Here is a 21,970-nt window from a genome sequence, read left to right on the forward strand (position 1 = left end):
CATGAGAGAAGTCCCGAACGTGTCGGGGATGGGCGCGTCGGCAGCGACTGTCTCCTGCACCTTCCCTTGTTCGCAGCTCGGCCTCCCTGATGCGGAGACCTGTGTCAGCCTGAAGTGTGGACCTCGAAGAGTTGCTCAGCGTTATGGACCGTGCTGCTGCCAACCTGGCCAAGCTAGAGGCCGTGTGGGCGCGCGCGTCAGCCTTCATCCCCAATAGCCCTGCACGGGGATCCAGCCCCGAATACGATGATCATCGTCGTGCATGGGCTGACCTCCTCCCGGGCCTGCCACCGATTGATGGTTCGACGATTACCGATCAGCTACCTGACATAGACGAAATGGGTCAGAGCTTTATCGACTATGCCGACATTGGCGAGCTTCCGGTAGCTGTTTGGGAAGAGGGCGAGAAGCCAGGCAAAGACCTTGCTGATTACAGGTATCGTCTACATCGTGCTCGACGGAAGGCAGTCGCAGGGCGATTGCAACAACTTCAGGCGCAAGTGGAAGTAGCGCTGCCAAACATTCTTCAAGGTGTTCCACGGGCATCTCGGGAACGACTCGCCAACCCTTCAGTCAACATCGTCACATCTGCGGTGAGCGAGATTGAGAGACTCCTGGGGGACACTGCGGAGAGGAAGGGGCGCTGGGCAGACCTTCACCGACATATTGCCTTCGGCGAGGGCCATGATTGGCACGATATCGCGGAGCTCGATTGGCCCAGCATCCAACCCGATATCGACAGCGGCTCCTTGTCCGATTCCGATCCGCTCCCTGTGCCGGACCTCGATCTTGGGATTGCGGCAGCCGGAAGCCTAACGGGTGAAGCCACGATCGCTCTTCCCTGGGAACGTCTGAATGATGACAAGTTCGAAAGACTTCTATACGACCTCCTGCGCGACTTTTCCGAACACGAGAACGTTCAGTGGTTGATGCAAACGCGCGCACCCGATCGTGGACGTGATCTATCTTTGGACCGCGTCATCAGAGACAGCACTGGCGGTGTGCGAAGCGAGCGGGTCATCGTCCAGGCCAAGCACTGGCAGAAGAGATCGGTGGACATGCCTGCCGTGGCGGCGACCGTGGCAGCCGTGAGGTTGTGGGAGCCGCCCCTCGTGCGCGGACTCGTCATCGCAACCTCTGGACGCTTCACTGCCGACGCAGTTGCCTGGGCGGAGCGACACAATGAGAGTGGCTCCACTCCGTACATAGATTTGTGGCCCGACAGCCGCCTGGAAAGCATGCTCGCACAGAAACCGCACCTTGCTGCAGCCCATGGTCTCCGATGACTTGTCTGCTCCCAGCAGTGGCGGACAAGCCGGTAGTGGCAGTACAGGCCACCAGTAGGGAAGGTGCCATAAACCGGAGCTAGGCCGACCCGGAGAGGCCTCGACCTGAGTATTCCCAGCATCTCACGAAGGGGTCGAATTGATCCATAATCACCTGGCGGCTGCAGTGCAGGGGAAAAGTACTGACTGGCGAATTTCGCTAGCAGTTGCAGTCGTTCCGGCATTGGCGGCCATTGTGGCCGCTATCATTGCGGCTCGCTCGGCGAGGAGTGCGAAGAAGTCGGAGATTGACGCTCAACATCTTAGAGATCTCGAAGCGCGGATCTCAGAGAAAAAGTACGAAGTATACAAACCCATGATCAACCTCTTGAAGGATATCCTGGACCGGCGTTCAATGTCGGAGGATGAATTCAAGAGTCGAATATCGGAATTTTCGGCATGGGTTACCATCTTCGGCTCCGATGAGGCTGTCAGGGCATTCCATCACTTCATGCAGTCGACATATGCAGGTAATACGCCTCCTATTGTCTTGATGAAGCTCTATGCCGAATTTGTGCTATCTGCGCGTCGAGATATGGGGTATCCCGATACGACTATCAATGTCAGGCACTTCCTGGGTATGCGTATCAGCGATCTATACACTGACGCATTGTTCTCCAAGGTCGACTGGCCGCTAGCCGATCTTTGTCGCGAAGTTGGTTGGACACCCCCCTGGGAGCAGGCGCCAGCCCCTTGATCTCGGTATAAGCGGTTCCGTTAACGTGCCACCGTAGGGTTGCGGAGCCGACCGCCCCAGCCGCAGAGGGTGTCTCCCACCGCATGCTCACAGTCGCTAGCGCGCCGTGCGCGGGTCTTGAACCTGTGAAGAGAGTTTGTAACTCAGCTGGTCATGGGGAGTGCGTGTGCCTTCGCACTACTTCTGCGGCAGCTGGGCCCAAAGATCGTTATGTGTTGGCCTCGCCGTTGGGATCTGACGGCAGCTCTGACGGCAACGACGGCACACAGACGCGCATGCTCGCTAACCTGAGCGATCGGGGCAGGAGGCGGCTGGCCCGGCGCACCGAGTGTTGCCTGATCCTACGGATCAGAAGGTTGCAGGTTCGAATCCTGCCGAGTGCACAGCAGACCAGAGGCCCTGTGGAGGAATCCGCGGGGCCTCTGGCTTTTGTCCTGACGGTAGTGCCCCGGGGTGAGGGGTGGGCGAAGGCCGCCGGTGTGTGCGAGGCGGGTCGCAGGGTGTGCATGGATGCGTTCGGCGTTGTCGGTGCGGCGTGAAGGGGCGGGCGGGTTGTGCCGCGATGCCGTGCGATCAATCAACAGGGGCCCCGGAGCTGGGCCGTGCCTCCGCCCTCCGGTCCGCTGTGTCGGCCTGTCTTGAGGCGTCGGCGTGGGGGCCCTTGTTACTCACTTTCGGGTGGCGTCACGCGCGTTGGTGGGGTGGCGTGGTGGGGGTGGCGAATGTCCAGGGCCAATGGGCGTGCGGGCTGCCGTCGTGCCGGGGCGTCAATCTGGTGCATAGGGTTGATAAATGGGTGATACAGGGGAGAGTAACGGTAATGTGGGTTATTCGTAACGTAGTTCACGTCTCATCCGCAATACCGGCACATCGGGGCCACGGTGTGGATGTGTGGCCGACCGGCCGCCACCCGCACACCGCACATCCCGTTGGTCGACTGGCCGCAGGCGGGGTTGTGCGCGCACTGAGCAGGGAGAACCTGTGCCTGTTTCCAAGATCGTAACCGTCCGCAGTCTGGCCGTCGTCGCGCTCGCAGCCGGCGCTCTGGCCGGGGCGGTGACCCTGCCGGCGTCCGCGGCCGACGGCCGTCCGCACCGGGCGAACGTGGAGATCAGCGGCGTCCAGTACAACGCCCCGGGCCGCTACGACGACTCGGCCCGCTCCCTGAACAAGGAGTGGGCGGAGATCACCAACAACAGCCGCCACGGCGTGAATCTGGACGGGTGGACGCTGGCCGACGAGGACGGTCACACCTACACCTTCCACCACTACCGTCTGGACGGAGGGGCCACTGTCCGCGTCCGTACCGGCGAGGGCCGTGACAGGGGTAGCAACCTGTTCCAGGACCGTCGCCACGAGTTCTTGGACAACGACTCCGACACGGTGACCCTTCGCAACGACTACGGCCGCTTCGTCGACGACTTCTCCTGGGGCGACCACCACCGCCACGGTGGCGACCATCGTGGTGACCACCGCGGCGGCGAGCACCGTGGCGACCACCGTGGTGGCGAGCACCGTGGTGGCGAGCACCGCGGCGACCACCGCGGCGGCCGCCGCTGATCCACCCCCGGCCCGCGGACGGCCAGTGTCCGGTGACCGGTGGCTGCGGACGGCAACGCTGACGGCAACCACGGCACACGTGGGCTGTTGATCACCACGGTCGGCAATCAGTTCCGGCGAAGACCAAGCTTCCCTCGGACTGCTTGCCCGATCCTGCGGATCAGAAGGTTGCAGGTTCGAATCCTGCCGAGTGCACACAGGTGAGAGGCCCCGCAGAGATGCGGGGCCTCTTGCGTTTTCGCGGCGTACAGCAGCGAAGTACAGCAACGGGCCCCAGGGTGGAGCCCGCTGCTGGTCGGTCTGAGGATCGTGTCGCCCTCCTACGACCCCGCTACGTGAGCATCACCGCCACGATGACGGCAGCCACGGCCGCCGCGCGGGTCAATGCTGGTACCACGGTCGGGTGCTCCTTGGCGACGTACGCCACGAAGGCCGCGCAGAGCAGGGTGATGATGAGCCGGTCGGTAGTCACTCACGTGCGTTGGCCTACCGCTTCATCACCAACCCAGACCCCCAGGACATACCAGCCTCCGATCACGAGCGCCTGAAGCGGATCGAAGCCAACCTGGCCGAACTCACCGAACTGCTGCGAGACCGTTGAAGGGCGCACCGCACCAGGCCGTCTCGGTTTCCGTCTCATTCAGCCCCGTTCACCGTCGTTCAGCCGAGACCGAAACCCGTGGCCGCTCCCACGGCCGACCGCCCATGAACCCAGGTGAACGCCCCCGCACGCATCCCGCTGCCCCACCACCACAGTTGGAGAGCGTGTTGGCCCGAAGCAGTCCAGCGTGGCCAGGCAGGTCAGGCGTCAGCTGGTTGTTTCAGGGCCCCAGTGGTTCGGTCCCGCTCCGCGCCAGTCGATCCACGGGACACTCGCGACGTCGGCTGCGTCGATCTCCAGGCCGGCTCGGCGGAGGAACTCGGCCAGGTCGACAAGGTTGTGGGCCAGGCCGAGGATTTCGCCGTCCACGCGCACGCGCCGGCCACCGGTAGGTGAGGGTGGATGGACGATCACGCGTATGGGTCCGGACATGCCTTCAGGATCATCCGGGGTGTACGGTCCCGCACTCCAGCGCGTCATTCGAGGACCCTCGGCGTCCGGCGGACAGCACCCGTCGCGGTGAAGCTGCAGATGGGTCCGGTGATGAAGCCTCTCAAGTCCGATCCCGGTCCAGCCGTCCCAGGTCGCGCAGCTCCTGCCACGCTGCGGGGCTTGGCCGCTGGTGCTGCCAGTAGGGGTGGAAGTACACGTGCGTCGACAGTCGGTGCAGGCGTCGGCGCAGCTCGGTAAGGCCGGGGCGCTGGGCGAGCTGCTGGTAGGTGGCGCTCCACTCCTGCTGTGCCTGGGCGAGGTCGGCGGGGAACGGTCGCATGACCAAATTCAAGCATGTGTTCGATTTTCTCGTCCATCGAAGACGCCGGGCGCCTGTGCCGCCCATTGCCCCGTGCCACTGGATCTTGACCGTTTGTCCTGACGGCCATCTGCACGGGTGCAGCCTGTCGTCACCGTTCCGTCACAAGTGGTCGCCGCACGGAACCCTGCCGCTCTCCCGCCCTATCTGCACTCACGTACCACGCGTACCGCGGGGCAACAACCGACGACCGAAACCCGCGGACGAGACGACTCAGGGGGAAGACAGCATGCGTCACAGCAACGGCATTCGCAGGGCGGCTCTGGCGACGACGGCGGTCACGGCCGTCGCGGCGGCGGTGACCGGCATCCTGCCCGGCACCGCCATGGCGGCGAGCACCTCCACCCCGCCGCCCGCCTGCCGGGCCTCCGCTATCCAGGTCAGCGCCTGGCAGGCCGCCCACCCGCCCGTCGGGACCGGGACCGGGGCGGCGGTCGTGAAGTTCACCAACGTCTCCGGGAGAACGTGCGTCCTGAAGGGCCACCCGACGGTCGCGGGCGCCGGCAACGGCTCCCCCTCCCACAACACCCCGCTCAAGGTCACCCCCACAGGCAGGGCGACCACCGTGACGGTCCGGCCGCACGGCAAGGCGTGGGTGAAGCTGACCTTCGTCCAGGTCCAGGGCGAGGGCGACGGCTACTGCGAGTCGGGCAAGACCCCGAAGGCGTATCCGACGATGGTCATCGGGCTGCCGCACTCCGGGAAGCACCAGGTCGCCCTGAACGACGGGTGGTGGGCCTATTGCGACAACAAGGTGACCGTCACCCCGGTCTCGGCGGTCAAGCCTTCCTGACCCCCGTCCCCACAAATCGAGCAGCCTGCACGACGATCGCAAGGCTATGACCTGCACGTTTACGAGGAACTGCACATAAGTGCAGGTCAGTGACTCAGCGCACCTTCAATGCGCTGAGTCGCTGACCTGCGGTGATCAAATTCCGATGACACAAACTCGCGTCCGTCCCCGGACGTTGCGTCCGGGGCCTCTTGTGTTGGGCTGTACAGAAGCGAAGTACAGAAGCGAAGTACAGCAGCGAAGTACAGCAGCGGGCCCAGGGTGGAGCCCGGTGCCGGGAGCCGTGGTGGTTGCCAGGAGGGGCCGGAGCAACTGTCGTGCGTGCTTCGGGCGGCGGATTCGGATGCTTCTCCCTGCGGGTGGACCTGCGGTGGGGATGTGTCCCAGAATCTGACGGCATGGATTCGACCTTCCTGGCAGCACTGATCGCTGCGACGGTCACCGTCGGCGGATGGATGGCAAACCACGCGCTGTCCGCCCGGGCCGATCTGAGGCGAAGGCAGGCCGAGGCGAGGCTCACCCATGTGGAGAACCAGCTGGAGCAGCTCTACGGCCCGCTCCTCTTCCTGGTCGAGGAAGGGCGGTCGGCCTTCCGGGACTTCTGCGACACCCTCGGGCGCCACTATGTGTTCGCCGCGGGCAGGCCGCTCAGCCCGGAGGACCAGGAGCTCTGGCTGTTCTGGGTGGACCACGCGTTCATGCCGCGCAATGAGGCGATCCAGAACCTCCTGTCCGCGAAGACCCACCTCATCGTGGGTGACCGGATGCCCGACTCCTACCTGGCCTTCATCGACCACTACAACTCCTGGCGGGTGTCCCACCTGAGGTGGAAGGAAGAGGGGGTGCCGTATTCCTGGCGCTCCAAGGCGAACTGGCCGAATTCGTTCGAGACAGAGGTGATCGAGTCCTACGGACGCCTCAAGGATCTGCAGATCCAGCTGGCAGGCCTGGTGAGAGGCGTGGATGCCTGATCGTGCTCGCACCCACGGCCTCGGATTCCACGCCATGAGGTCAAGGTGCAGGCTGGTTCGGCGTCGCCTGCTGTGGGAGGTCTCGCCGACAGGCCGGGTTCTCCGAACGGCAGCCGAGCACCGAGGTCTTCATCCGGCGGCAGAGCCCCGCCGGCCATTGACGGCAATCGTCGGCAGAGCCCCGTCGGCCGTTGACGCAATCGTCGGCAGAGCCCCGCCGGCCGTTGACGCCGCCGTCGGCAGGGCGCGGTCAGGTGATGCCCTGCTCCAGGAGGATCTTGAGAGCCGCCTCGTCCCTCGGTACCTCCTTGCGGGCGTGAGGGCGGATGACCATCGGTACGAGGACCTTGCCCCTACCGTGGGACTCGAAGTCGAGGTCGAGGGTCAGGCGTGAGCGGCTGCCGTCGCCGAGCGCTTCGATCGTGCCGTGGACCTTTCCCCTGACAGGGCCGTCGATGCCCCGCATGGACCAACTCCTCGGTGGGTCGAACTCCGTGACCTCCATGGTCATCGGGAACTCGCGCCGGCCGACCCGCCGGGTCACTGCGACCCTTGAGCCCACACCGATCGGGATCTCGCCCACCTGATGCGCGGATATCGCGCTCTCCTGCCATTCCGGCAGGTGGGAGGGGTCGGTGACGTAGGCGTAGACGTCCTCGGGGCTTCGGTCGATGTCGATGGTTTCCTTGATCGCGGACATGGCGCCCCCTTCTCCAGGGTTCTCGTGTCCATGGTCCCACCGGTACGTTCGCCGGTCCTCTGCAGTGCGCCGGGGGTCCTTCGACGCCGGGCTCAGGCGGGAGGCGGCTGGATGTCCCCCGGCTCGGCGCAACCCCCCAGGAACGTGGCCATCAACGTGCCCGCTCGGCCGAAGAAGTCGTTCAGGACGGCGGTCTCGGCCGGGGTGTAGTCGGCGAAGAGTTCGTTGAGAAGGGCGTAGAAGGGCTCGTAGACGGCCCGGACCCGGGCGACGGCGGCGGGCTCTGCGGCTACGCGGACGCGGCGGCGGTCCGTGGGGTCGGAACGGCGAGCGACGAAGCCTGCGCGTTCGAGGCGGTTCAGGATGCCCGTGACCGCACCGGTCGTGACGTGGGCGCGCTGGGCGAGGTCACCGGCCGTGAGCAGGGTGTCGCCCGCCTCCAGGATGTACGCGAAGCACGTGAGGTCGGTGACGTTCAGGTTCAGCTGCTGGGCCACCGTCTGCTGGCCGATCATGCTCGTCGCGATGAGGTGGTCCATCGCCGCGAGCGCCTGGGCCGGTGTCGCGGGCGGGCGCGGCTTGCCCTGCTCCATGAAGATTCCCTTAGCGCGTGAGAGGTTTCTACGGTAAATTTCTTACGTCGTGAGGAACTTTGTCAGTCCAAAGTCCGGTCCCTCGCGTGAACTCCGCTGCCCGAACTGAGAGAGGCAGGTACGTGAGCGCACATCAGCATGATGAAGGACATACCGTCGCCGGGTGGACCGGGACCGTACTCGCCACCGTCGGGGTCACCGTGGCGGGAGCGGGCGTGTGTGCCGGGAACGCCCTGTGGGTGTGGGGCGGACCGGTGCTGGTCGTGATCAGCGTGCTGGTCACATGGACGCTCCATCTCACCGGGTGGGGCAAGCCGCCGGGGCCGCGGCCCGCTGATCAGTGGGCATGGCGGACGCGGGACCTGTCCGCTCGGCACGGCCATCCCGGGTGCGTCGGGTGCCGGCTGGCCGGACGGCGGCCCACGACGGATGCCGCGCCCGCAGCGACGGAACCCGCCCCGGGTGAATCCGGCCCCTGTGGATCCGTCCCCGGTGGATCCGTCCCCGGTGAACCTGTCACCGGCGAACCCGGCGATGTCAGAGGCCCCGCGTACGCTCGCGAGTGATGGCACGGATGTGGAGATGCTCGGGGCTGCGGTGGTCGGCGGACGGCCCCGTGCTGGTGTGGGGCGGCGGGCGCGGCAGTGCCCTGCCACGGGGGAAGCGGGTGGACTTCGGGGTGGTGGAGGACGGCGTACGGACATGTGTGGGCGCCCGGCGGCATATGTGTCCCCTGAGCGCGGCCGTGCCGGGGCGGAGCACGGGCGCCCGGTGCGAGGAGTGTGCGCGGCTGGACCGGGCGCACTCCGTGGCCGCCGACACCATCGCCGACGACCCGCGGCCGTACCACGTGTATCTCGCCTGGTTCGGGCCCGGAATGGTGAAGGTGGGGATCACCGCGGTCGAGCGGGGGTCCGCGCGGCTGCTGGAGCAGGGAGCCGTCTGCTTCAGCTGGCTGGGGCGGGGCCCGCTGATGGCCGCGCGGCGGGCGGAGGAACTGCTGCGCGCCGCGCTCAAGGTGCCCGACCGGATTCCGTACGCCGACAAGCGGGCGGTGCGGGCCGCGCTGCCGGACATCGGGGAACGGGTGGGTGAGGTGGGGGAGTTGCACGGGCGGGCCTCGCGGCTCGAAGGATGGCCCGAGTCGTTGGAGCAGCTGTCGTTCCGGGGTGTCGATCACTTCGGGGTGTTCGGGCTGGAGGGGCTGGCGCCCGCAGAGGGGGTCGTGCGTGAGCTGGTCGCGGGCGGCGCCGTCAGCGGGGAGTTGCTTGCCGCTGCCGGGCCCGATCTGCATCTGGCGACCGAGCGCGGTGTCGTCGTCCTCGACACGCGGCTGATGACCGGGTGGGAGCTGACCGCCGGAGGCGGTGGACTCACCGTCCCTGTAAGGGAGTTGAGGGGCACTCGGGACGCGGCCGCGCAGGACGGGTTGTTCTGAGGGGCGAATCCCGGCGGCGGCAATGGCAGAGGCTACGGGACCGGGGCCGAGACCGGGGCCGAGGCCGAGACCGGGGCCGAGACCGGGGCCGAGACCGGCGATGCCATGGCCATGACGGCGCTGATGGTCAAGAGTTGGATCCCTTATGGATCCCTTTCGGAAAGGGGCTGGACTGTGCAGGACGCCGAGGCCGATCGTGGGTGACATGAGCGATCAACCCATTGCACCTGTCGCCGCCCATGAACCCCCTTACTACGCCGTCGTGTTCACGTCCGTGCGCACCGAGGGGGACAACGGATACGGCGAGACCGCCGACCGTATGGGGGAGCTGGTCAAGGAGATTCCCGGGTTCCTCGGCGAGGACGCCGCGCGCACGCCCGGCGGGCTGGGGATCACCGTCGCCTACTTCCGGGACCTCGCATCCATCGAGGAGTGGCGGACGAACATGGACCACATGGCGGCCAAGAAGCACGGGCGCGCACACTGGTACGAGCGGTACTCCCTGCACATCGCCAAGGTCGAGCACAGTCATGGATTCGAGCGGGACGCCCATGGATGACATGGCCGGCATGGATGACATGCCTGACGTGGACGGCAGCACCGAGCCGGCTGAAGTCCGGCGGTTCTGGTCGCGGCTCGGGCTTCCCGGGCTCATCGACGTCCACACCCACTTCATGCCCGAGCGCGTGCTGCACAAGGTGTGGGAGTACTTCGACGGGCTCGGCCCGCTCACGGGCGGCGTCGAGTGGCCGATCACGTACCGGCGCGAGGAGGCCGAACGGGCGGCGCTGCTGCGGGAGTTCGGGGTGCGCGCCTTCACCGCGATGCTCTATCCGCACAAGGCCGGCATGGCCCAGTGGCTCAACTCCTGGGCCGTCGACTTCGCCCGCCGTACCCCCGACTGTCTGCACACGGCGACCCTCTTCCCCGAGCCGGGCGTCGAGGCGTATGTGCGGGAGGCCCTCGAGGCGGGCGCGCGGGTCTTCAAGGCGCACGTGCAGGTGGGCGCGTACGACCCGGGCGACCAACTCCTCGACCCCGCCTGGGGACTGCTCGCCGAGGCCGGCACCCCGATCGTGATCCACTGCGGGTCGGGGCCCGCGCCCGGCAAGCACACCGGCCCCGAGCCCGTCGCCCGGCTGCTGGCCCGGCATCCCCGGCTGCGGCTCGTCGTCGCACACATGGGAATGCCCGAGTACGCCGACTTCCTCGAACTCGCCGAGCGGTACGGCGAAGTGCGGCTGGACACGACGATGGCGTTCACCGATTTCAGCGAGCGCCTCGCGCCGTTTCCACGCGAGGCGCTGCCCCGGCTCGCCGACCTCGGCGACCGCGTCCTGCTGGGCTCCGACTTCCCGAACATCCCGTATCCCTACCTCCACCAGTTGCACGCCCTGGAGCGGCTCGGGCTCGGCGACGACTGGCTGCGAGCGGTCTGCCACGACAACGCGGCGCGCCTCTTCGCGCACACCGGGCGAGCAGCGGGGAGCCCGCCGGTGAGCTGAGGGGAGTGAGATCTTCCCAGGCGTTCCCTGAGAGGCACCTGTGTGTTTCTCAGGAAAATCACAGACAGTGGAAAGGGTGCTCTCAGGGGACCCCGACATGGTTTCGACCATGACCACGACCTCGCCCCAGGGGCGCACCGAACTGCTGAGGCCGGACGGGAGCCCCGTCCGAGTGCTTGTGGTGGACGACGAGCTGTCGATCACCGAGCTGCTGTCCATGGCCCTTCGCTACGAAGGCTGGCAGATCCGCAGCGCGGGTGACGGGACCGGTGCGGTGCAGACCGCGCGCGAGTTCCGGCCCGACGCCGTGGTGCTCGACATGATGCTGCCCGACATGGACGGGCTGGCGGTGCTCGGCCGTCTGCGGCGCGACCTGCCGGATGTTCCCGTGCTCTTCCTGACGGCCAAGGACGCCGTCGAGGACCGCATCGCCGGGCTCACCGCCGGTGGCGACGACTACGTCACCAAGCCGTTCAGCCTCGAAGAGGTCGTGGCCCGGCTGCGCGGGCTGATCCGCCGCTCCGGCGCCGCCGACCGGCGCTCCGAATCCGTACTCGTCGTCGGTGACCTCACCCTCGACGAGGACAGCCACGAGGTGTCGCGGGGCGGGGAGAACATCCACCTCACCGCGACCGAGTTCGAGCTGCTGCGCTTCCTGATGCGCAACCCGCGGCGCGTGCTCAGCAAGGCGCAGATCCTCGACCGTGTGTGGTCCTACGACTTCGGTGGCCAGGCCAACGTGGTCGAGCTGTACATCTCGTATCTGCGTCGGAAGATCGACGCGGGCCGCGAGCCGATGATCCACACCCGGCGCGGTGCCGGTTATCTGATCAAGCCCGCCGCGTCATGACCGGGCGACGACAGGCGCGTACGCAGAAGCGGGAGAGGCGGGCACGACAGCCGCGCACGCTGCGGACGCGGCTTGTCGTCGCGTCCGTGACGCTGATCGCCGTCGTGTGCGCGGTGATCGGCACGGTGACCACCATCGCGCTGCGCTCGCACCTGTACCACGAGCTGGACGACAAGGTGCACGAGGCTGCGATGCGGGCCGCCGGTCCGCTGGATCCCGGAAAGGGACCGCAGAACAACGGCCTTGCAGGGAATCGGGACCCCCTCGACTTCGTCACCAGGGGCCCGCAGTACAACACCATCGCTGCGGTCGTCGAGAACGGGTCCGTCACCGAGGGCGTCATCAACAAGGCCAAGAAGGACGCGAACGGGATCCCCAATCCCAAAAAGGTCGACCTCAAGGAGAGCCAGCGGGCCGCTCTGGCCTCCGTCCCGACGGACGGCAAGCCGCACACCGTGGACATCCCGGGCCTGGGCGAGTACCGCGTGCAGTACCAGAGCGGCGCCAACGGCTCGTTCTACGTGGCGATTCCGACCAGCGACGTCACCAACACCGTCAACACCCTGATCATCGTCGAGCTCAGCGTCACCGTGGCCGGCCTCGTCGCGGCCTCCCTCGCGGGCACCGTCATCGTCGGCGTCGCCCTCCGCCCCCTCCGCAAGGTCGCCGCCACCGCCACCCGCGTCTCCGAACTCCCCCTGCACACCGGCGAGGTCACGCTCAACGAGCGGGTTCCGGAGTCCGAGACCGACCCGCACACCGAGGTCGGGCAGGTCGGGGCGGCGCTCAACCGGATGCTCGACCACGTCCACGGGGCGCTGCACGCGCGCCAGCAGAGCGAGATGCGCGTACGGCAGTTCGTCGCCGACGCCAGTCATGAGCTGCGCACGCCGCTCGCGTCCATCCGCGGATACGCCGAGCTCACCAGACGTGGCAGGGAGGAGACCGGGCCGGACACCAGACACGCCCTCGGCCGGATCGAGTCCGAGGCCGGGCGGATGACCGGGCTCGTCGAGGACCTCCTCCTGCTCGCCCGCCTCGACGCCGGGCGGCCCCTGCAGCACGAGCAGACCGACCTCGTACCGCTCGTCATCGACGCGGTGAGCGACGCGCGGGCGGCCGGGCGCGAGCACAACTGGCGGCTGGAGCTGCCGGACGAACCCGCGCTCGTGTCGGCGGACGCCGCACGCCTCCAGCAGGTGCTGGTCAATCTCTTCGCGAACGCACGGACGCACACACCCAGGGGTACGACCGTGACCGCGCGTGTGCAGCGGCGCGGGCCGTGGCTGTGCGTGGATGTGCAGGACGACGGCCAGGGCATCCCGGCCGACCTGCTCCCGCGCGTCTTCGAACGGTTCGCGCGCGGCGACTCCTCGCGTTCGCGGGCCTCCGGCTCGACCGGGCTCGGGCTCGCCATCGTGCAGGCCGTCGCGGCCGCGCACGGCGGCGCGGTGACCGTCGACAGCGTTCCGGGGCACACGGTGTTCACCGTGCATCTGCCGGCACTCTCCCCGGCGACTCCCAGCCCGGCCCCCGAAACGAACTGGCAACCGCACTCACAGGCACAGCACAGCGCCACCACATGGGTGCAACAGGGCGCCTGACCAGAGTCGTTGTCATGCGAACCGACTCTTCTCCCGGCAACCTGCCGGCGCGGGAGCACCTCCCGGCCGGAAATGCCGGTACGCCTGTCCTGGACGTAGTGATCCCCGTCTACAACGAGGAGAAGGACCTCCAACCGTGTGTCATGAGACTGCACGAGCATCTCGCGCGCACGTTCCCGTACGCCTTCCGCATCACGATCGCGGACAACGCGTCCACGGACACCACGCCGCAGGTGGCCGCGCGGTTGGAGTCGCAGATCCCGGAGGTGAGGTCCTTCCGGCTGGAGCAGAAGGGCCGCGGCCGGGCGCTGCGCACCGTGTGGTCGGCCTCGGACGCCCCGGTCCTCGCCTACATGGACGTGGACCTGTCCACCGACCTCAACGCGCTGCTGCCGCTGGTGGCGCCGCTGATCTCCGGCCACTCGGACCTCGCGATCGGCTCCCGGCTGGCCCGCTCCTCGCGGGTGGTGCGCGGCGCCAAGCGCGAGTTCATCAGCCGGACGTACAACCTCATCCTGCGCGGCTCGCTGCAGGCCCGCTTCTCCGACGCGCAGTGCGGCTTCAAGGCGATCCGCCGTGATGTCGCCCAGGTACTGATGCCGCTGGTCGAGGACACCGGATGGTTCTTCGACACCGAGATGCTGGTGCTCGCCGAGCGCGCGGGGCTGCGCATCCACGAGGTGCCCGTCGACTGGGTCGACGACCCGAACTCGACGGTGCACATCGTGAAGACCGCGACCGACGACCTCAAGGGGGTGTGGCGGGTGGGCCGTGCCCTCGCCACCGGTTCGCTGCCGCTGGACCGGATCGCCCGGCCCTTCGGCGACGACCCGCGCGAGGGCGACCTGACCGACGTACCCAAGGGCCTGGCCCGCCAGCTGGTCGGCTTCTGTGTCGTCGGCGCCCTGTCCACCCTCTTCTACCTGCTGCTCTACAGCGGCTTCCGTACGTTCTCGGGCTCGCAGATCGCCAACGCGCTCGCCCTGCTCGTGTCGGCCGTCGCCAACACGGCGGCCAACCGGCGCCTGACCTTCGGCGTACGCGGCAAGGGCGGGGCCATGCGGCATCAGGCGCAGGGCCTGGTCGTCTTCGGCATCGGGCTCGCCCTCACCAGCGGCTCGCTGGCCGCGCTGAACGCGGCGACCTCCGACCCCGCGCACTCCACGGAACTGGCGGTGCTGATCGCCGCCAACCTCGCGGCGACCGTGCTGCGCTTCCTGCTCTTCAGGGCCTGGGTGTTCCCGGACCAGCGCGACGACTCCCCCTCGACCGTCGTCGCCTCCCACACCCCTTCCTCGCCCACCTATGCGACGGCTGCCGCCACGTCGCCGCAGCCGCCGCTCCCCCAGCGCCCCACCGCGCCCCGAACCCCGTACGACACAGCCCGGTTCCGTGCCGGTGAAGCCGCGGACCGCACCTGGGGCGACGCGACCATGCAACTGCAGGCCGTGCGCCCGCACGATCACGACAATCACGACGATCACGAGTCGAGGAACGCGCGATGACCACTCAGTCCGATACGAGCTATCAGGGGGGCGCGAGTCCCTCCGGCTGGGGGCCGCCTGCCTCAACGGCCGTGCAGCAGCCCGTGGTTCCGCCGCCGTCGGCCGTGGCACCCGACTCGGGTGAGCCCAAGCAGCCCTTCCCGCACCGCTTCTGGCGCGGCCGTCCCGAGGACCCGCGCTGGGTGCGCCCCGCGTTCCTGGGCCTGCTGCTCGCGACCGCGGCCCTGTACCTCTACAACCTGAGCGCCTCCGGGTACGCCAACTCCTTCTACTCCGCGGCTGTGCAGGCCGGCAGCAAGAGCTGGAAGGCCCTCTTCTTCGGCTCGCTCGACGCGGGCAACGCCATCACCGTCGACAAGCCCCCGGCCTCGCTGTGGCCGATGGAACTGTCGGTGCGCGTCTTCGGCCTCAACTCGTGGGCGATCCTCGTCCCCGAGGTGCTGATGGGCGTGGCCACGGTCGCCGTCGTGTACGCGGCGGTGCGACGCCGGTTCAGCCCGGCGGCAGGTCTGATCGCGGGTGCGGTGCTCGCGCTCACTCCCGTCGCCGCGCTGATGTTCCGGTTCAACAACCCGGACGCGATGCTCGCGCTGCTGATGACCGTCACGGTGTACTGCGTGATCCGCGCCCTGGAGGACGGCCGCACCAAGTGGCTGGTCTGGGCGGGCGTCGCCGTCGGTTTCGCGTTCCTCGCGAAGACCCTGCAGGCCTTCCTGATCCTGCCGCCGCTCGCCGTGGTCTACGCGGTCTGCGCGCCGGTGAAGCTGAGGAAGCGGTTCGGTCAACTCGCCCTGTCCGCCGGGGCGATGGTCGTCGCGGGCGGCTGGTGGGTGGCGATCGTCGAGCTGTGGCCCGCGGGCTCCCGCCCGTACATCGGCGGCTCGCAGAACAACTCCTTCCTTGAACTGACCTTCGGCTACAACGGGCTCGGCCGGATCAACGGCGACGAGACCGGCAGCGTCGGGGGTGGCGGCGGGGGCGGTGGCACCGGCCAGTGGGGCGAGACCGGCTGGAACCGGATGTTCAACTCCGAGATCGGCAGCCAGATCTCGTGGCTGCTGCCCGCCGCGCTGATCCTGCTGATCGCGGGGCTCGTCCTCACCCGGAAGGCCAAGCGCACCGACCTGGCCCGCGGTTCGTTCCTCGCCTGGGGCGGCGCGCTGCTGATGACCATGGTCGTCTTCAGCTACATGGCCGGCATCTTCCACCAGTACTACACGGTGGCCCTGGCCCCGTACATTGCGGCCGTCGTCGGCATGGGCGCGACCGTACTGTGGGAAGAGCGGTCCAAGGTGTGGGCGTCGCTGACGCTCGCGGGCTCGGTCGTGGCCGCCGCGACCTGGGGGTACGTCCTCCTCAACCGCACCTCCGACTATCTGCCCTGGCTGAAGTGGCTGGTGCTCATCGGCGGTCTGGTCGGCGCCCTCGGGCTGATCTTCGCGGCCAAGCTCGGGCGGCAACTCGCCCTCGCCGCAGTCGGGTTGAGCTTCGTGGCCTCGGTCGCGGCTCCGACGGCGTACACCCTCAGCACGGTGAACACCGGGCACACCGGGTCGATCGTCACGGCCGGTCCGGCCGGCGCGAGCATGATGGGCGGCCGGGGCGGCGGTCCCGGCGGCGGTGGCGGGGGCTTCCCTGGTGGCGGCCAGAACCAGCAGGGCGGTGGCACGGGTCAGCAGGGCGGCGGGATGGGCCAGCCCCCGACCGGTGGCACGGGTGGTACCGGCGGCTTCCCCGGCGGTGGCCAGAACCAGCAGAACGGCAACGGCAGCACCCAGGGCCAGAACCAGCGCGGCGGCACCGGCGACGGCGGCATGGGCGGTGGCGGCGGTGCCGGCGGCCTGCTCAACGGCGCGACCGTCAGCTCCGAGGCCAAGGCGCTGCTGGAGAAGAACGCCGGCGACTACACCTGGGCCGCCGCGGCCATCGGCGCCCAGAACGCGGCGAGCTACCAGCTCTCCACCGGCGACCCGGTGATGTCCATCGGCGGCTTCAACGGCACCGACCCGTCGCCGACGCTGGCCCAGTTCAAGGAGTACGTGACGGACGGCCGGATCCACTACTTCATCTCCAGCGGCTCCGGCGGCGGAATGGGCGGCAGCAGCTCCGGTACGTCCTCGCAGATCACCTCGTGGGTCGAGGCCAACTTCAAGAAGGTGACGGTCGGTTCGGCCACCTTCTACGACCTGACGCAGAAGTCGAGCGGCAGCAGTACCGGCTGACGGTACGGCGTCCGACAGCGGTGGCCCGGGGCGGCAACGTCCCGGGCCACCGCTATTTCGTTGTACACCGTATGGGGAGTGTTCTACGGTGTATGGCATGCCCTCCTCCCAAGGCCATCCCCAGCGGTGGCTGATCCTCGGTGTCATCTGTCTCGCGCAGCTCACCGTGCTGCTCGACAACACCGTCCTGAACGTCGCGATCCCCTCGCTCACCCGCGAACTGGGCGCCGCCACCTCCGACATCCAGTGGATGATCAACGCGTACTCGCTCGTGCAGTCCGGGCTGCTGCTCACCGCCGGCAGCGCGGCCGACCGCTACGGCCGCAAGAAGATGCTGATCGCCGGGCTGGTGCTGTTCGGCGTCGGCTCGCTGGTCGCCGGACTCGCCGACTCCACCGGGCAGTTGATCGCGGCCCGGGCCGGGATGGGGGTGGGCGGCGCACTGCTGATCACCACGACCCTCGCCGTGGCCATGCAGATCTTCCCGGCCGAGGAGATCCCCAGGGCGATCGGCATCTGGAGCGCGGTCAACGCGCTCGGATTCGCCGTCGGACCGCTGCTCGGCGGCTTCATGCTCGGACACTTCTGGTGGGGCGCGATCTTCCTGGTCAACCTGCCGGTTGCCGCGCTGGGACTGGTCGCGGTCGCGGTGCTCGTGCCCGAGTCGAAGAGCCCGACCGGGGACCGGCCCGATCTCCTCGGCGCGCTGCTCTCCACCATTGGCATGACCTCGCTCGTGTACGCGATCATCTCCGGGCCCGAGCACGGGTGGACGTCGGCACGGGTGCTGGGGACGGCCGGGGTCGCGGTGGCGGTACTCGCCGGATTCGCCTACTGGGAGAGCCGGATTCCGTATCCGATGCTCGACCTGCACTTCTTCCGGGACCGGCGGTTCACGGGCGCCGTGGCCGGTGCGGTCCTGATCACGTTCGGGATGGGCGGAGCACTGTTCCTGCTCACCCAGCATCTCCAGTTCGTCCTGGGATACGGGCCGTTGGAGGCCGGGCTGCGGACCGCGCCGCTCGCCCTCGCCGTCGTCGCCCTCAACTTCTCCGGCCTGTCCGCGAAGTGGACGGCGCGGCTCGGGACGCCGGTGTCCATCCTGCTCGGCATGGTGCTGATGTCGGGCGGGCTGGTGTCGATCGCGACGCTCTCGGGGAGCGGATACGGCGGCACGCTGCTGGGGCTGCTGCTCATCGGCGCCGGCTGCGCGCTGGCCAACCCCGCCATGGCGCACGCCATCATGAGCGCCATTCCGCCCGCCAAGGCGGGCGTCGGCGCGGGCCTCAACGGCACCCTCGCCGAGTTCGGCAACGGCCTCGGCGTCGCGGTGCTCGGCGCCGTCCTCAACTCCCGCTTCGCCGCGCTCGTTCCGGTCGCCGCGACGTCGCTGCCGGCCGCGCTCGACTCCGCCGGCACGGCCGGCGATCGCGGGCGGATCACCGACGCGTTCTCGTCGGGGCTCGAGACCAGCCAGTTGGTCGGGGCGGTGGCGGTTCTTCTCGGCGGACTGGTCGCGGCCGAGTTGCTGCGGCGGGCGGAGCGGGCAGACTCCGCGGTGGCGGTTTCCGCGTGACGCCCGCTTAGCATCAAGGGGGGCGGACCGGGGACTTCCGGCAGCGCCGCAGTCCCTGTTCGAGGAAGGTGCGCCATGGTGAGGGCAGCCGACCGGGCCAAGCGTCCGGCGCGGACCAGTGTCTGGCTGGAGGGCAAGGCCCAGCGGCGCGGCTCGGGCCGGAGTGGCGGGCAGCCGTCGGGGCTCGACCGGGACCGGATCACCGAGGTCACGGTGCGGCTGCTGGACGCGGAGGGGCTGGCCAAGTTCTCCATGCGGCGGCTGGCGGCCGAGCTGAGCGTCACCGCGATGTCCGTGTACTGGTACGTCGACACGAAGGACGATCTGCTGGAACTGGCCCTCGACTCGGTGTTCGGGGAGCTGGAGCTGCCGGATGCGGGGGGCGACGCGGGTGCGGGGGCCGGGGGCGGGAACGGGGCCGGGGGCTTGGGGTGGCGTGAGCAGTTGCGGCCGTTGGCTGTCGGCTACCGGGCGCTGCTGGTGCGCCACCCGTGGGTGTCGCCTCTCATCGGGACCTTCCTCAACATCGGGCCGCACTCCATGGCCTTCTCGCTGTGCGTCCAGAAGGTCATCCGCAGCACAGGGCTGCCGCCGCACGGGCAGATGGGCGCGATGTCGGCGGTCTTCCAGTTCGTGTACGGCTTCGGCACGATCGAGGGCCACTTCGTGCAGCGCTGCGCGTCGGCGGGGATGAGCCAGGACGACTACTTCCACCAGGCGATGAGCACGATCCGCGAGGAGCCGCAGTTCGCTGCGAACTTCGAGAACGCGGCGGATCTCATGGAGGCGCGTGGGGGCGACACGGTGGAGGAGATGCGGGAGCGGGACTTCTCGTTCGCGCTGGAGATGTTGATGGTGGGGATCGAGGCGATGGTCGCGCGCGGGTGACATTGCTGGCGGGGCGCCTGTCGCGGGGCGCGGTGCGGTGTGTTGTGGGTCGGGTCCGTGCCGTCTGCTGGCGTGGGCGCCGTTCGCAGGGGGGTGTGTTGTGGGTCGGGTCCGTGCCGGTACGTCTTGCCCGTCGCCGCGTGGGCGTACTGCCCGGGGGTCGAGCATGGCGGAGCTTGGCTGGGGGCCTGCTACGCGACGGGCAGAGACGTACCGTCACGGCCCCTTCCGTACGTACGCGGCTGCGGGTGCGTGGGGGCGGTTGCCCACCCGGCAGCAGCGGCGGGTGTGTGTGGCGCCGGGGGCCGGCGGAGCCTCGTTTCTGCGGGCGCGTGTGGCTGGGGTGGCTGCCCACCCGGCAGCGGGGGGTGTGTGTGGCGCCGGGTGGCCGGCGGAGCCTCGTTTCTGCGGGCAATTGTGCCGCCAGGGGCGGCACGGGTGGGCGCAGCGGCACCTCGTAAGCGCCGGGCTGCTTGACCCACCCCCGGCCGGCGCCAACGCCGGGTGACAAGGAAACAAGGGGTGCGCGGGGTTTGCCCGCCCACCCCGGGTGCCGTGAAGGTGGTCAGGCCAGGCGGGCCGGGAAGCCGCCGGTTGCGATGGGGCCCCAGCGGTCGGGGGTGACGCGGATGATCGACTTGCCTTGCTTCAGCATGGCCTCGCGGTACTCGTCCCAGTCGGGATGCTCGCCCGCGATGTTGCGGTAGTACTCGACGAGGGGCTCGACGGAGTCGGGGGAGTCGATGACCTCGGCGGTGCCGTCGACCTGGACCCAGGGCCCGTTCCACTCGTCGCTGAGGATGATCAGGGAGACGCGCTCGTCCCGCTTGGCGTTGCGGACCTTCGCCCGCTCGGGGTACGTCGAGACGACGACGCGGCCCGCGTCGTCGACCCCGCAGGTCAGCGGCGAGCCCTGCGGCCCGCCGTCCGCCCGCCGGGTGAGCAGGATCGCGCGGTGCCGGGGCCGGACGAAGTCCAGGAGCTCGTCGAGGGAGACGGAAGTGTTCGTCGCGATGTTCGGTGCCATACCCGCAGCCTATGACCGCACGGCCGCCGCCAGGTTGTCGTAGACCGGAACATCCCGCCGCAGCCCGGTCAGTTCCAGCAGCCGGTGCACCATTCCGTCCGGGTCCGCGACCACCCGCAGCTCGGCCCGGTCCCGCAGCCGACGGCGTACGTCGTCCACGAGGCGGATGCCCTGGGAGTCGATGAAGTCGGTGCGGGTGAGATCCAGGACGAGCACACGCAGCCGGGGCGTCCGATCCTCCACCACGTTGATGGTGTGGAAGAAGAGGTCGAGGGCGTTGCAGAGATCGACCTCCGCGGGCAGCGGGAGCAGGGTGCAGCCCGGCAGGTCTTTGGGGTTCGGGAGGAAGGTCACACGGCTCACCTGACAGACATTCATCCGGATTTCGGTGAGGCCGCTTCCTGACCCGTGGTCCCATCCCACCATGCCCGGGCGGGAGCCCGCCCGCTGTTCGACCGAGCGCCACGAGCGACCCATCGGAGCAGCTAAAGTGCTGTTCGTCCTGTGCTCGCAGTCAGGAATGTGCTGCGGAGCTCTCCTGCGCATGGTCGTTTGGCCGTGCATGCCGAAGAGGTTCGTGGTGGCTGTGTTCGACTTTTCTGAATTGCCCCGTTATGCGGTGGATACCGAGCTGGCCGAAGCTCTGTCCGTCGCGGCTCAGCAACTGCACGAGACGTCGACCTCCCACCACACCCTGCGCACCGCGGTCCGGCTGGCCGTGCACATCCTGCCCGGAGCCCAGCACGCCGATGTCTCCGTGCTCGAGCGCGAGGCCCACCGCCGTACCGTCGCCTGGACCGACGAGCTCGTCCGCACCGCCGCGGCCCTGAGTTCGCACAGTGATCAGCGGGAGCACTGGAGCGACCTGTGGACCACGCCCGTCGCCCGGATCGAGGACAGTGCCGCCGGGGACGAGGGGCGCGAGCCCTCACTGTCCGGCCTCGGGCTGCGCTCGGTGCTCTCGATGCGTTTGCGCGCCGAACGCAGAAAGCTCACCGTGCTCACGGTGTACGCGCGTGAGCCCGGCGCCTTCGACGAGTCCGCCACCCGGATCGGCAGGCTCTTCACCGCCCACGTCAGCATCGCGCTGAACTCGGTGACCGTACGCGAGCAGCTCACCGAGGCCATGCGCACCCGTGACCTGATCGGACAGGCCACGGGCATCCTCATGGAGCGCCTGGACATCGACGCGGCCGAGGCCTTCGACAGCCTCGTCCGCGCCTCCCAGCAGGAGAACGTGAAGCTCCGCGACATCGCCCGGCGCATCGTCGACGCCCGGGACGCGCGGTAACCGTGGGTGTGTG

At 68.5% G+C, this 21,970-nt stretch carries 23 protein-coding genes; 16 read left to right on the top strand and 7 right to left on the bottom strand.

Annotated features, from left to right (window positions below):
- Positions 1-116: 116 nt before the first annotated feature.
- The 3 genes from ABZS97_RS01640 (at position 117) to ABZS97_RS01650 (ending at position 3,582) form a co-directional block, all read left to right on the top strand.
- Positions 117-1,286, top strand: coding sequence for a restriction endonuclease (locus ABZS97_RS01640; protein WP_356132260.1), 1,170 nt, complete (start codon positions 117-119; stop codon positions 1,284-1,286).
- A 139-nt stretch (positions 1,287-1,425) separates the two neighbouring features.
- Positions 1,426-2,022, top strand: coding sequence for a hypothetical protein (locus tag ABZS97_RS01645; RefSeq protein ID WP_356132263.1), 597 nt, complete (start codon positions 1,426-1,428; stop codon positions 2,020-2,022).
- 981 nt (positions 2,023-3,003) lie between these two features.
- Positions 3,004-3,582 (top strand): lamin tail domain-containing protein, encoded by a 579-nt coding sequence (locus tag ABZS97_RS01650; RefSeq protein ID WP_356132266.1) that lies wholly within the window; start codon positions 3,004-3,006, stop codon positions 3,580-3,582.
- 331 nt (positions 3,583-3,913) lie between these two features.
- On the opposite strand, the gene ABZS97_RS01655 is transcribed toward ABZS97_RS01650, so the two are convergent.
- From ABZS97_RS01655 to ABZS97_RS01665, 3 genes are all read right to left on the bottom strand, one after another.
- Positions 3,914-4,054, bottom strand: coding sequence for a hypothetical protein (locus ABZS97_RS01655; RefSeq protein ID WP_356132269.1), 141 nt, complete (start codon positions 4,052-4,054; stop codon positions 3,914-3,916).
- 336 nt (positions 4,055-4,390) lie between these two features.
- Positions 4,391-4,615, bottom strand: a complete 225-nt coding sequence (locus tag ABZS97_RS01660) for a hypothetical protein (RefSeq protein WP_356132272.1) — start codon at positions 4,613-4,615, stop codon at positions 4,391-4,393.
- A gap of 121 nt (positions 4,616-4,736) precedes the next feature.
- A complete protein-coding gene (locus ABZS97_RS01665) occupies positions 4,737-4,955 on the bottom strand; it encodes a hypothetical protein (RefSeq protein WP_356132275.1) in 219 nt (72 codons plus the stop codon).
- Positions 4,956-5,223: 268 nt separating this feature from the next.
- On the opposite strand from ABZS97_RS01665, the gene ABZS97_RS01670 reads away from it, so the two are divergent.
- Both ABZS97_RS01670 and ABZS97_RS01675 read left to right on the top strand, forming a co-directional pair.
- Positions 5,224-5,787: a DUF4232 domain-containing protein gene (locus ABZS97_RS01670; RefSeq protein ID WP_356132278.1), complete on the top strand. Its 564-nt coding sequence runs from the start codon at positions 5,224-5,226 to the stop codon at positions 5,785-5,787.
- A gap of 398 nt (positions 5,788-6,185) precedes the next feature.
- The gene (locus tag ABZS97_RS01675) at positions 6,186-6,758 is read left to right on the top strand and encodes a hypothetical protein (RefSeq protein WP_356132281.1); all 573 of its coding nucleotides are present in this window, start codon (positions 6,186-6,188) and stop codon (positions 6,756-6,758) included.
- A 250-nt stretch (positions 6,759-7,008) separates the two neighbouring features.
- On the opposite strand, the gene ABZS97_RS01680 is transcribed toward ABZS97_RS01675, so the two are convergent.
- The gene (locus tag ABZS97_RS01680; RefSeq protein WP_356132284.1) at positions 7,009-7,458 is read right to left on the bottom strand and encodes an SRPBCC family protein; all 450 of its coding nucleotides are present in this window, start codon (positions 7,456-7,458) and stop codon (positions 7,009-7,011) included.
- 92 nt (positions 7,459-7,550) lie between these two features.
- A complete protein-coding gene (locus tag ABZS97_RS01685) occupies positions 7,551-8,051 on the bottom strand; it encodes a MarR family transcriptional regulator (RefSeq protein ID WP_356132286.1) in 501 nt (166 codons plus the stop codon).
- Between the two features lie 122 nt (positions 8,052-8,173).
- Between ABZS97_RS01685 and ABZS97_RS01690 the strand changes: the two genes are divergently transcribed.
- The 10 genes from ABZS97_RS01690 (at position 8,174) to ABZS97_RS01735 (ending at position 19,639) form a co-directional block, all read left to right on the top strand.
- Positions 8,174-8,617 carry an HGxxPAAW family protein gene (locus ABZS97_RS01690; RefSeq protein ID WP_356132289.1) on the top strand — a complete coding sequence of 148 codons (444 nt, stop codon included), beginning with the start codon at positions 8,174-8,176 and terminating at the stop codon, positions 8,615-8,617.
- A complete protein-coding gene (locus ABZS97_RS01695) occupies positions 8,617-9,489 on the top strand; it encodes a DUF2797 domain-containing protein (RefSeq protein WP_356132292.1) in 873 nt (290 codons plus the stop codon). The genes ABZS97_RS01690 and ABZS97_RS01695 overlap by 1 nt, the downstream gene beginning before the upstream one ends.
- A 205-nt stretch (positions 9,490-9,694) precedes the next feature.
- Complete coding sequence (locus ABZS97_RS01700) at positions 9,695-10,048, top strand: antibiotic biosynthesis monooxygenase (RefSeq protein ID WP_356132295.1); 354 nt, start codon at positions 9,695-9,697, stop codon at positions 10,046-10,048.
- A gap of 10 nt (positions 10,049-10,058) precedes the next feature.
- Positions 10,059-10,994, top strand: a complete 936-nt coding sequence (locus ABZS97_RS01705; RefSeq protein WP_356132298.1) for an amidohydrolase family protein — start codon at positions 10,059-10,061, stop codon at positions 10,992-10,994.
- 109 nt (positions 10,995-11,103) lie between these two features.
- Positions 11,104-11,844 (top strand): response regulator transcription factor, encoded by a 741-nt coding sequence (locus ABZS97_RS01710; RefSeq protein ID WP_356132302.1) that lies wholly within the window; start codon positions 11,104-11,106, stop codon positions 11,842-11,844.
- The gene (locus tag ABZS97_RS01715; protein ID WP_356132305.1) at positions 11,841-13,448 is read left to right on the top strand and encodes a HAMP domain-containing sensor histidine kinase; all 1,608 of its coding nucleotides are present in this window, start codon (positions 11,841-11,843) and stop codon (positions 13,446-13,448) included. Before ABZS97_RS01710 ends, ABZS97_RS01715 begins: the two co-directional genes overlap by 4 nt.
- 14 nt (positions 13,449-13,462) lie before the next feature.
- Positions 13,463-14,953 carry a bifunctional glycosyltransferase family 2/GtrA family protein gene (locus ABZS97_RS01720; RefSeq protein WP_356132308.1) on the top strand — a complete coding sequence of 497 codons (1,491 nt, stop codon included), beginning with the start codon at positions 13,463-13,465 and terminating at the stop codon, positions 14,951-14,953.
- Positions 14,950-17,175: a glycosyltransferase family 39 protein gene (locus tag ABZS97_RS01725; protein ID WP_356132311.1), complete on the top strand. Its 2,226-nt coding sequence runs from the start codon at positions 14,950-14,952 to the stop codon at positions 17,173-17,175. Before ABZS97_RS01720 ends, ABZS97_RS01725 begins: the two co-directional genes overlap by 4 nt.
- Before the next feature lie 97 nt (positions 17,176-17,272).
- Positions 17,273-18,751: an MFS transporter gene (locus ABZS97_RS01730; protein ID WP_356132314.1), complete on the top strand. Its 1,479-nt coding sequence runs from the start codon at positions 17,273-17,275 to the stop codon at positions 18,749-18,751.
- A gap of 75 nt (positions 18,752-18,826) precedes the next feature.
- On the top strand, positions 18,827-19,639 hold the full coding sequence (locus ABZS97_RS01735) for a TetR/AcrR family transcriptional regulator (RefSeq protein WP_356132317.1): 813 nt from the start codon (positions 18,827-18,829) through the stop codon (positions 19,637-19,639).
- 565 nt (positions 19,640-20,204) lie between these two features.
- Here ABZS97_RS01735 and ABZS97_RS01740 read toward each other — a convergent pair.
- Positions 20,205-20,666, bottom strand: a complete 462-nt coding sequence (locus ABZS97_RS01740; RefSeq protein WP_356132320.1) for a PPOX class F420-dependent oxidoreductase — start codon at positions 20,664-20,666, stop codon at positions 20,205-20,207.
- Positions 20,667-20,675: 9 nt separating this feature from the next.
- The gene (locus tag ABZS97_RS01745; protein WP_356132323.1) at positions 20,676-21,020 is read right to left on the bottom strand and encodes an STAS domain-containing protein; all 345 of its coding nucleotides are present in this window, start codon (positions 21,018-21,020) and stop codon (positions 20,676-20,678) included.
- Positions 21,021-21,228: 208 nt separating this feature from the next.
- Between ABZS97_RS01745 and ABZS97_RS01750 the strand changes: the two genes are divergently transcribed.
- The gene (locus tag ABZS97_RS01750) at positions 21,229-21,957 is read left to right on the top strand and encodes a GAF and ANTAR domain-containing protein (protein WP_356132326.1); all 729 of its coding nucleotides are present in this window, start codon (positions 21,229-21,231) and stop codon (positions 21,955-21,957) included.
- Positions 21,958-21,970: the final 13 nt, after the last annotated feature.

Origin of the sequence: Streptomyces sp. NPDC005485 (assembly GCF_040606085.1) — a bacterium.
GTDB lineage: Bacteria > Actinomycetota > Actinomycetes > Streptomycetales > Streptomycetaceae > Streptomyces.

Bases quoted from the DNA above. Each gene is read 5' to 3' on its own strand.
- ABZS97_RS01725 (WP_356132311.1), top strand. From the start codon at position 14,950: ATGACCACTCAGTCCGATACGAGCTATCAGGGGGGCGCGAGTCCCTCC.
- ABZS97_RS01740 (WP_356132320.1), bottom strand. From the start codon at position 20,666: ATGGCACCGAACATCGCGACGAACACTTCCGTCTCCCTCGACGAGCTC.
- ABZS97_RS01680 (WP_356132284.1), bottom strand. From the start codon at position 7,458: ATGTCCGCGATCAAGGAAACCATCGACATCGACCGAAGCCCCGAGGAC.
- ABZS97_RS01710 (WP_356132302.1), top strand. From the start codon at position 11,104: ATGACCACGACCTCGCCCCAGGGGCGCACCGAACTGCTGAGGCCGGAC.
- ABZS97_RS01695 (WP_356132292.1), top strand. From the start codon at position 8,617: ATGGCACGGATGTGGAGATGCTCGGGGCTGCGGTGGTCGGCGGACGGC.
- ABZS97_RS01730 (WP_356132314.1), top strand. From the start codon at position 17,273: ATGCCCTCCTCCCAAGGCCATCCCCAGCGGTGGCTGATCCTCGGTGTC.
- ABZS97_RS01665 (WP_356132275.1), bottom strand. From the start codon at position 4,955: ATGCGACCGTTCCCCGCCGACCTCGCCCAGGCACAGCAGGAGTGGAGC.
- ABZS97_RS01660 (WP_356132272.1), bottom strand. From the start codon at position 4,615: ATGTCCGGACCCATACGCGTGATCGTCCATCCACCCTCACCTACCGGT.
- ABZS97_RS01670 (WP_356132278.1), top strand. From the start codon at position 5,224: ATGCGTCACAGCAACGGCATTCGCAGGGCGGCTCTGGCGACGACGGCG.
- ABZS97_RS01675 (WP_356132281.1), top strand. From the start codon at position 6,186: ATGGATTCGACCTTCCTGGCAGCACTGATCGCTGCGACGGTCACCGTC.
- ABZS97_RS01750 (WP_356132326.1), top strand. From the start codon at position 21,229: ATGCCGAAGAGGTTCGTGGTGGCTGTGTTCGACTTTTCTGAATTGCCC.
- ABZS97_RS01705 (WP_356132298.1), top strand. From the start codon at position 10,059: ATGGATGACATGCCTGACGTGGACGGCAGCACCGAGCCGGCTGAAGTC.
- ABZS97_RS01715 (WP_356132305.1), top strand. From the start codon at position 11,841: ATGACCGGGCGACGACAGGCGCGTACGCAGAAGCGGGAGAGGCGGGCA.
- ABZS97_RS01735 (WP_356132317.1), top strand. From the start codon at position 18,827: ATGGTGAGGGCAGCCGACCGGGCCAAGCGTCCGGCGCGGACCAGTGTC.
- ABZS97_RS01685 (WP_356132286.1), bottom strand. From the start codon at position 8,051: ATGGAGCAGGGCAAGCCGCGCCCGCCCGCGACACCGGCCCAGGCGCTC.
- ABZS97_RS01720 (WP_356132308.1), top strand. From the start codon at position 13,463: ATGCGAACCGACTCTTCTCCCGGCAACCTGCCGGCGCGGGAGCACCTC.
- ABZS97_RS01700 (WP_356132295.1), top strand. From the start codon at position 9,695: ATGAGCGATCAACCCATTGCACCTGTCGCCGCCCATGAACCCCCTTAC.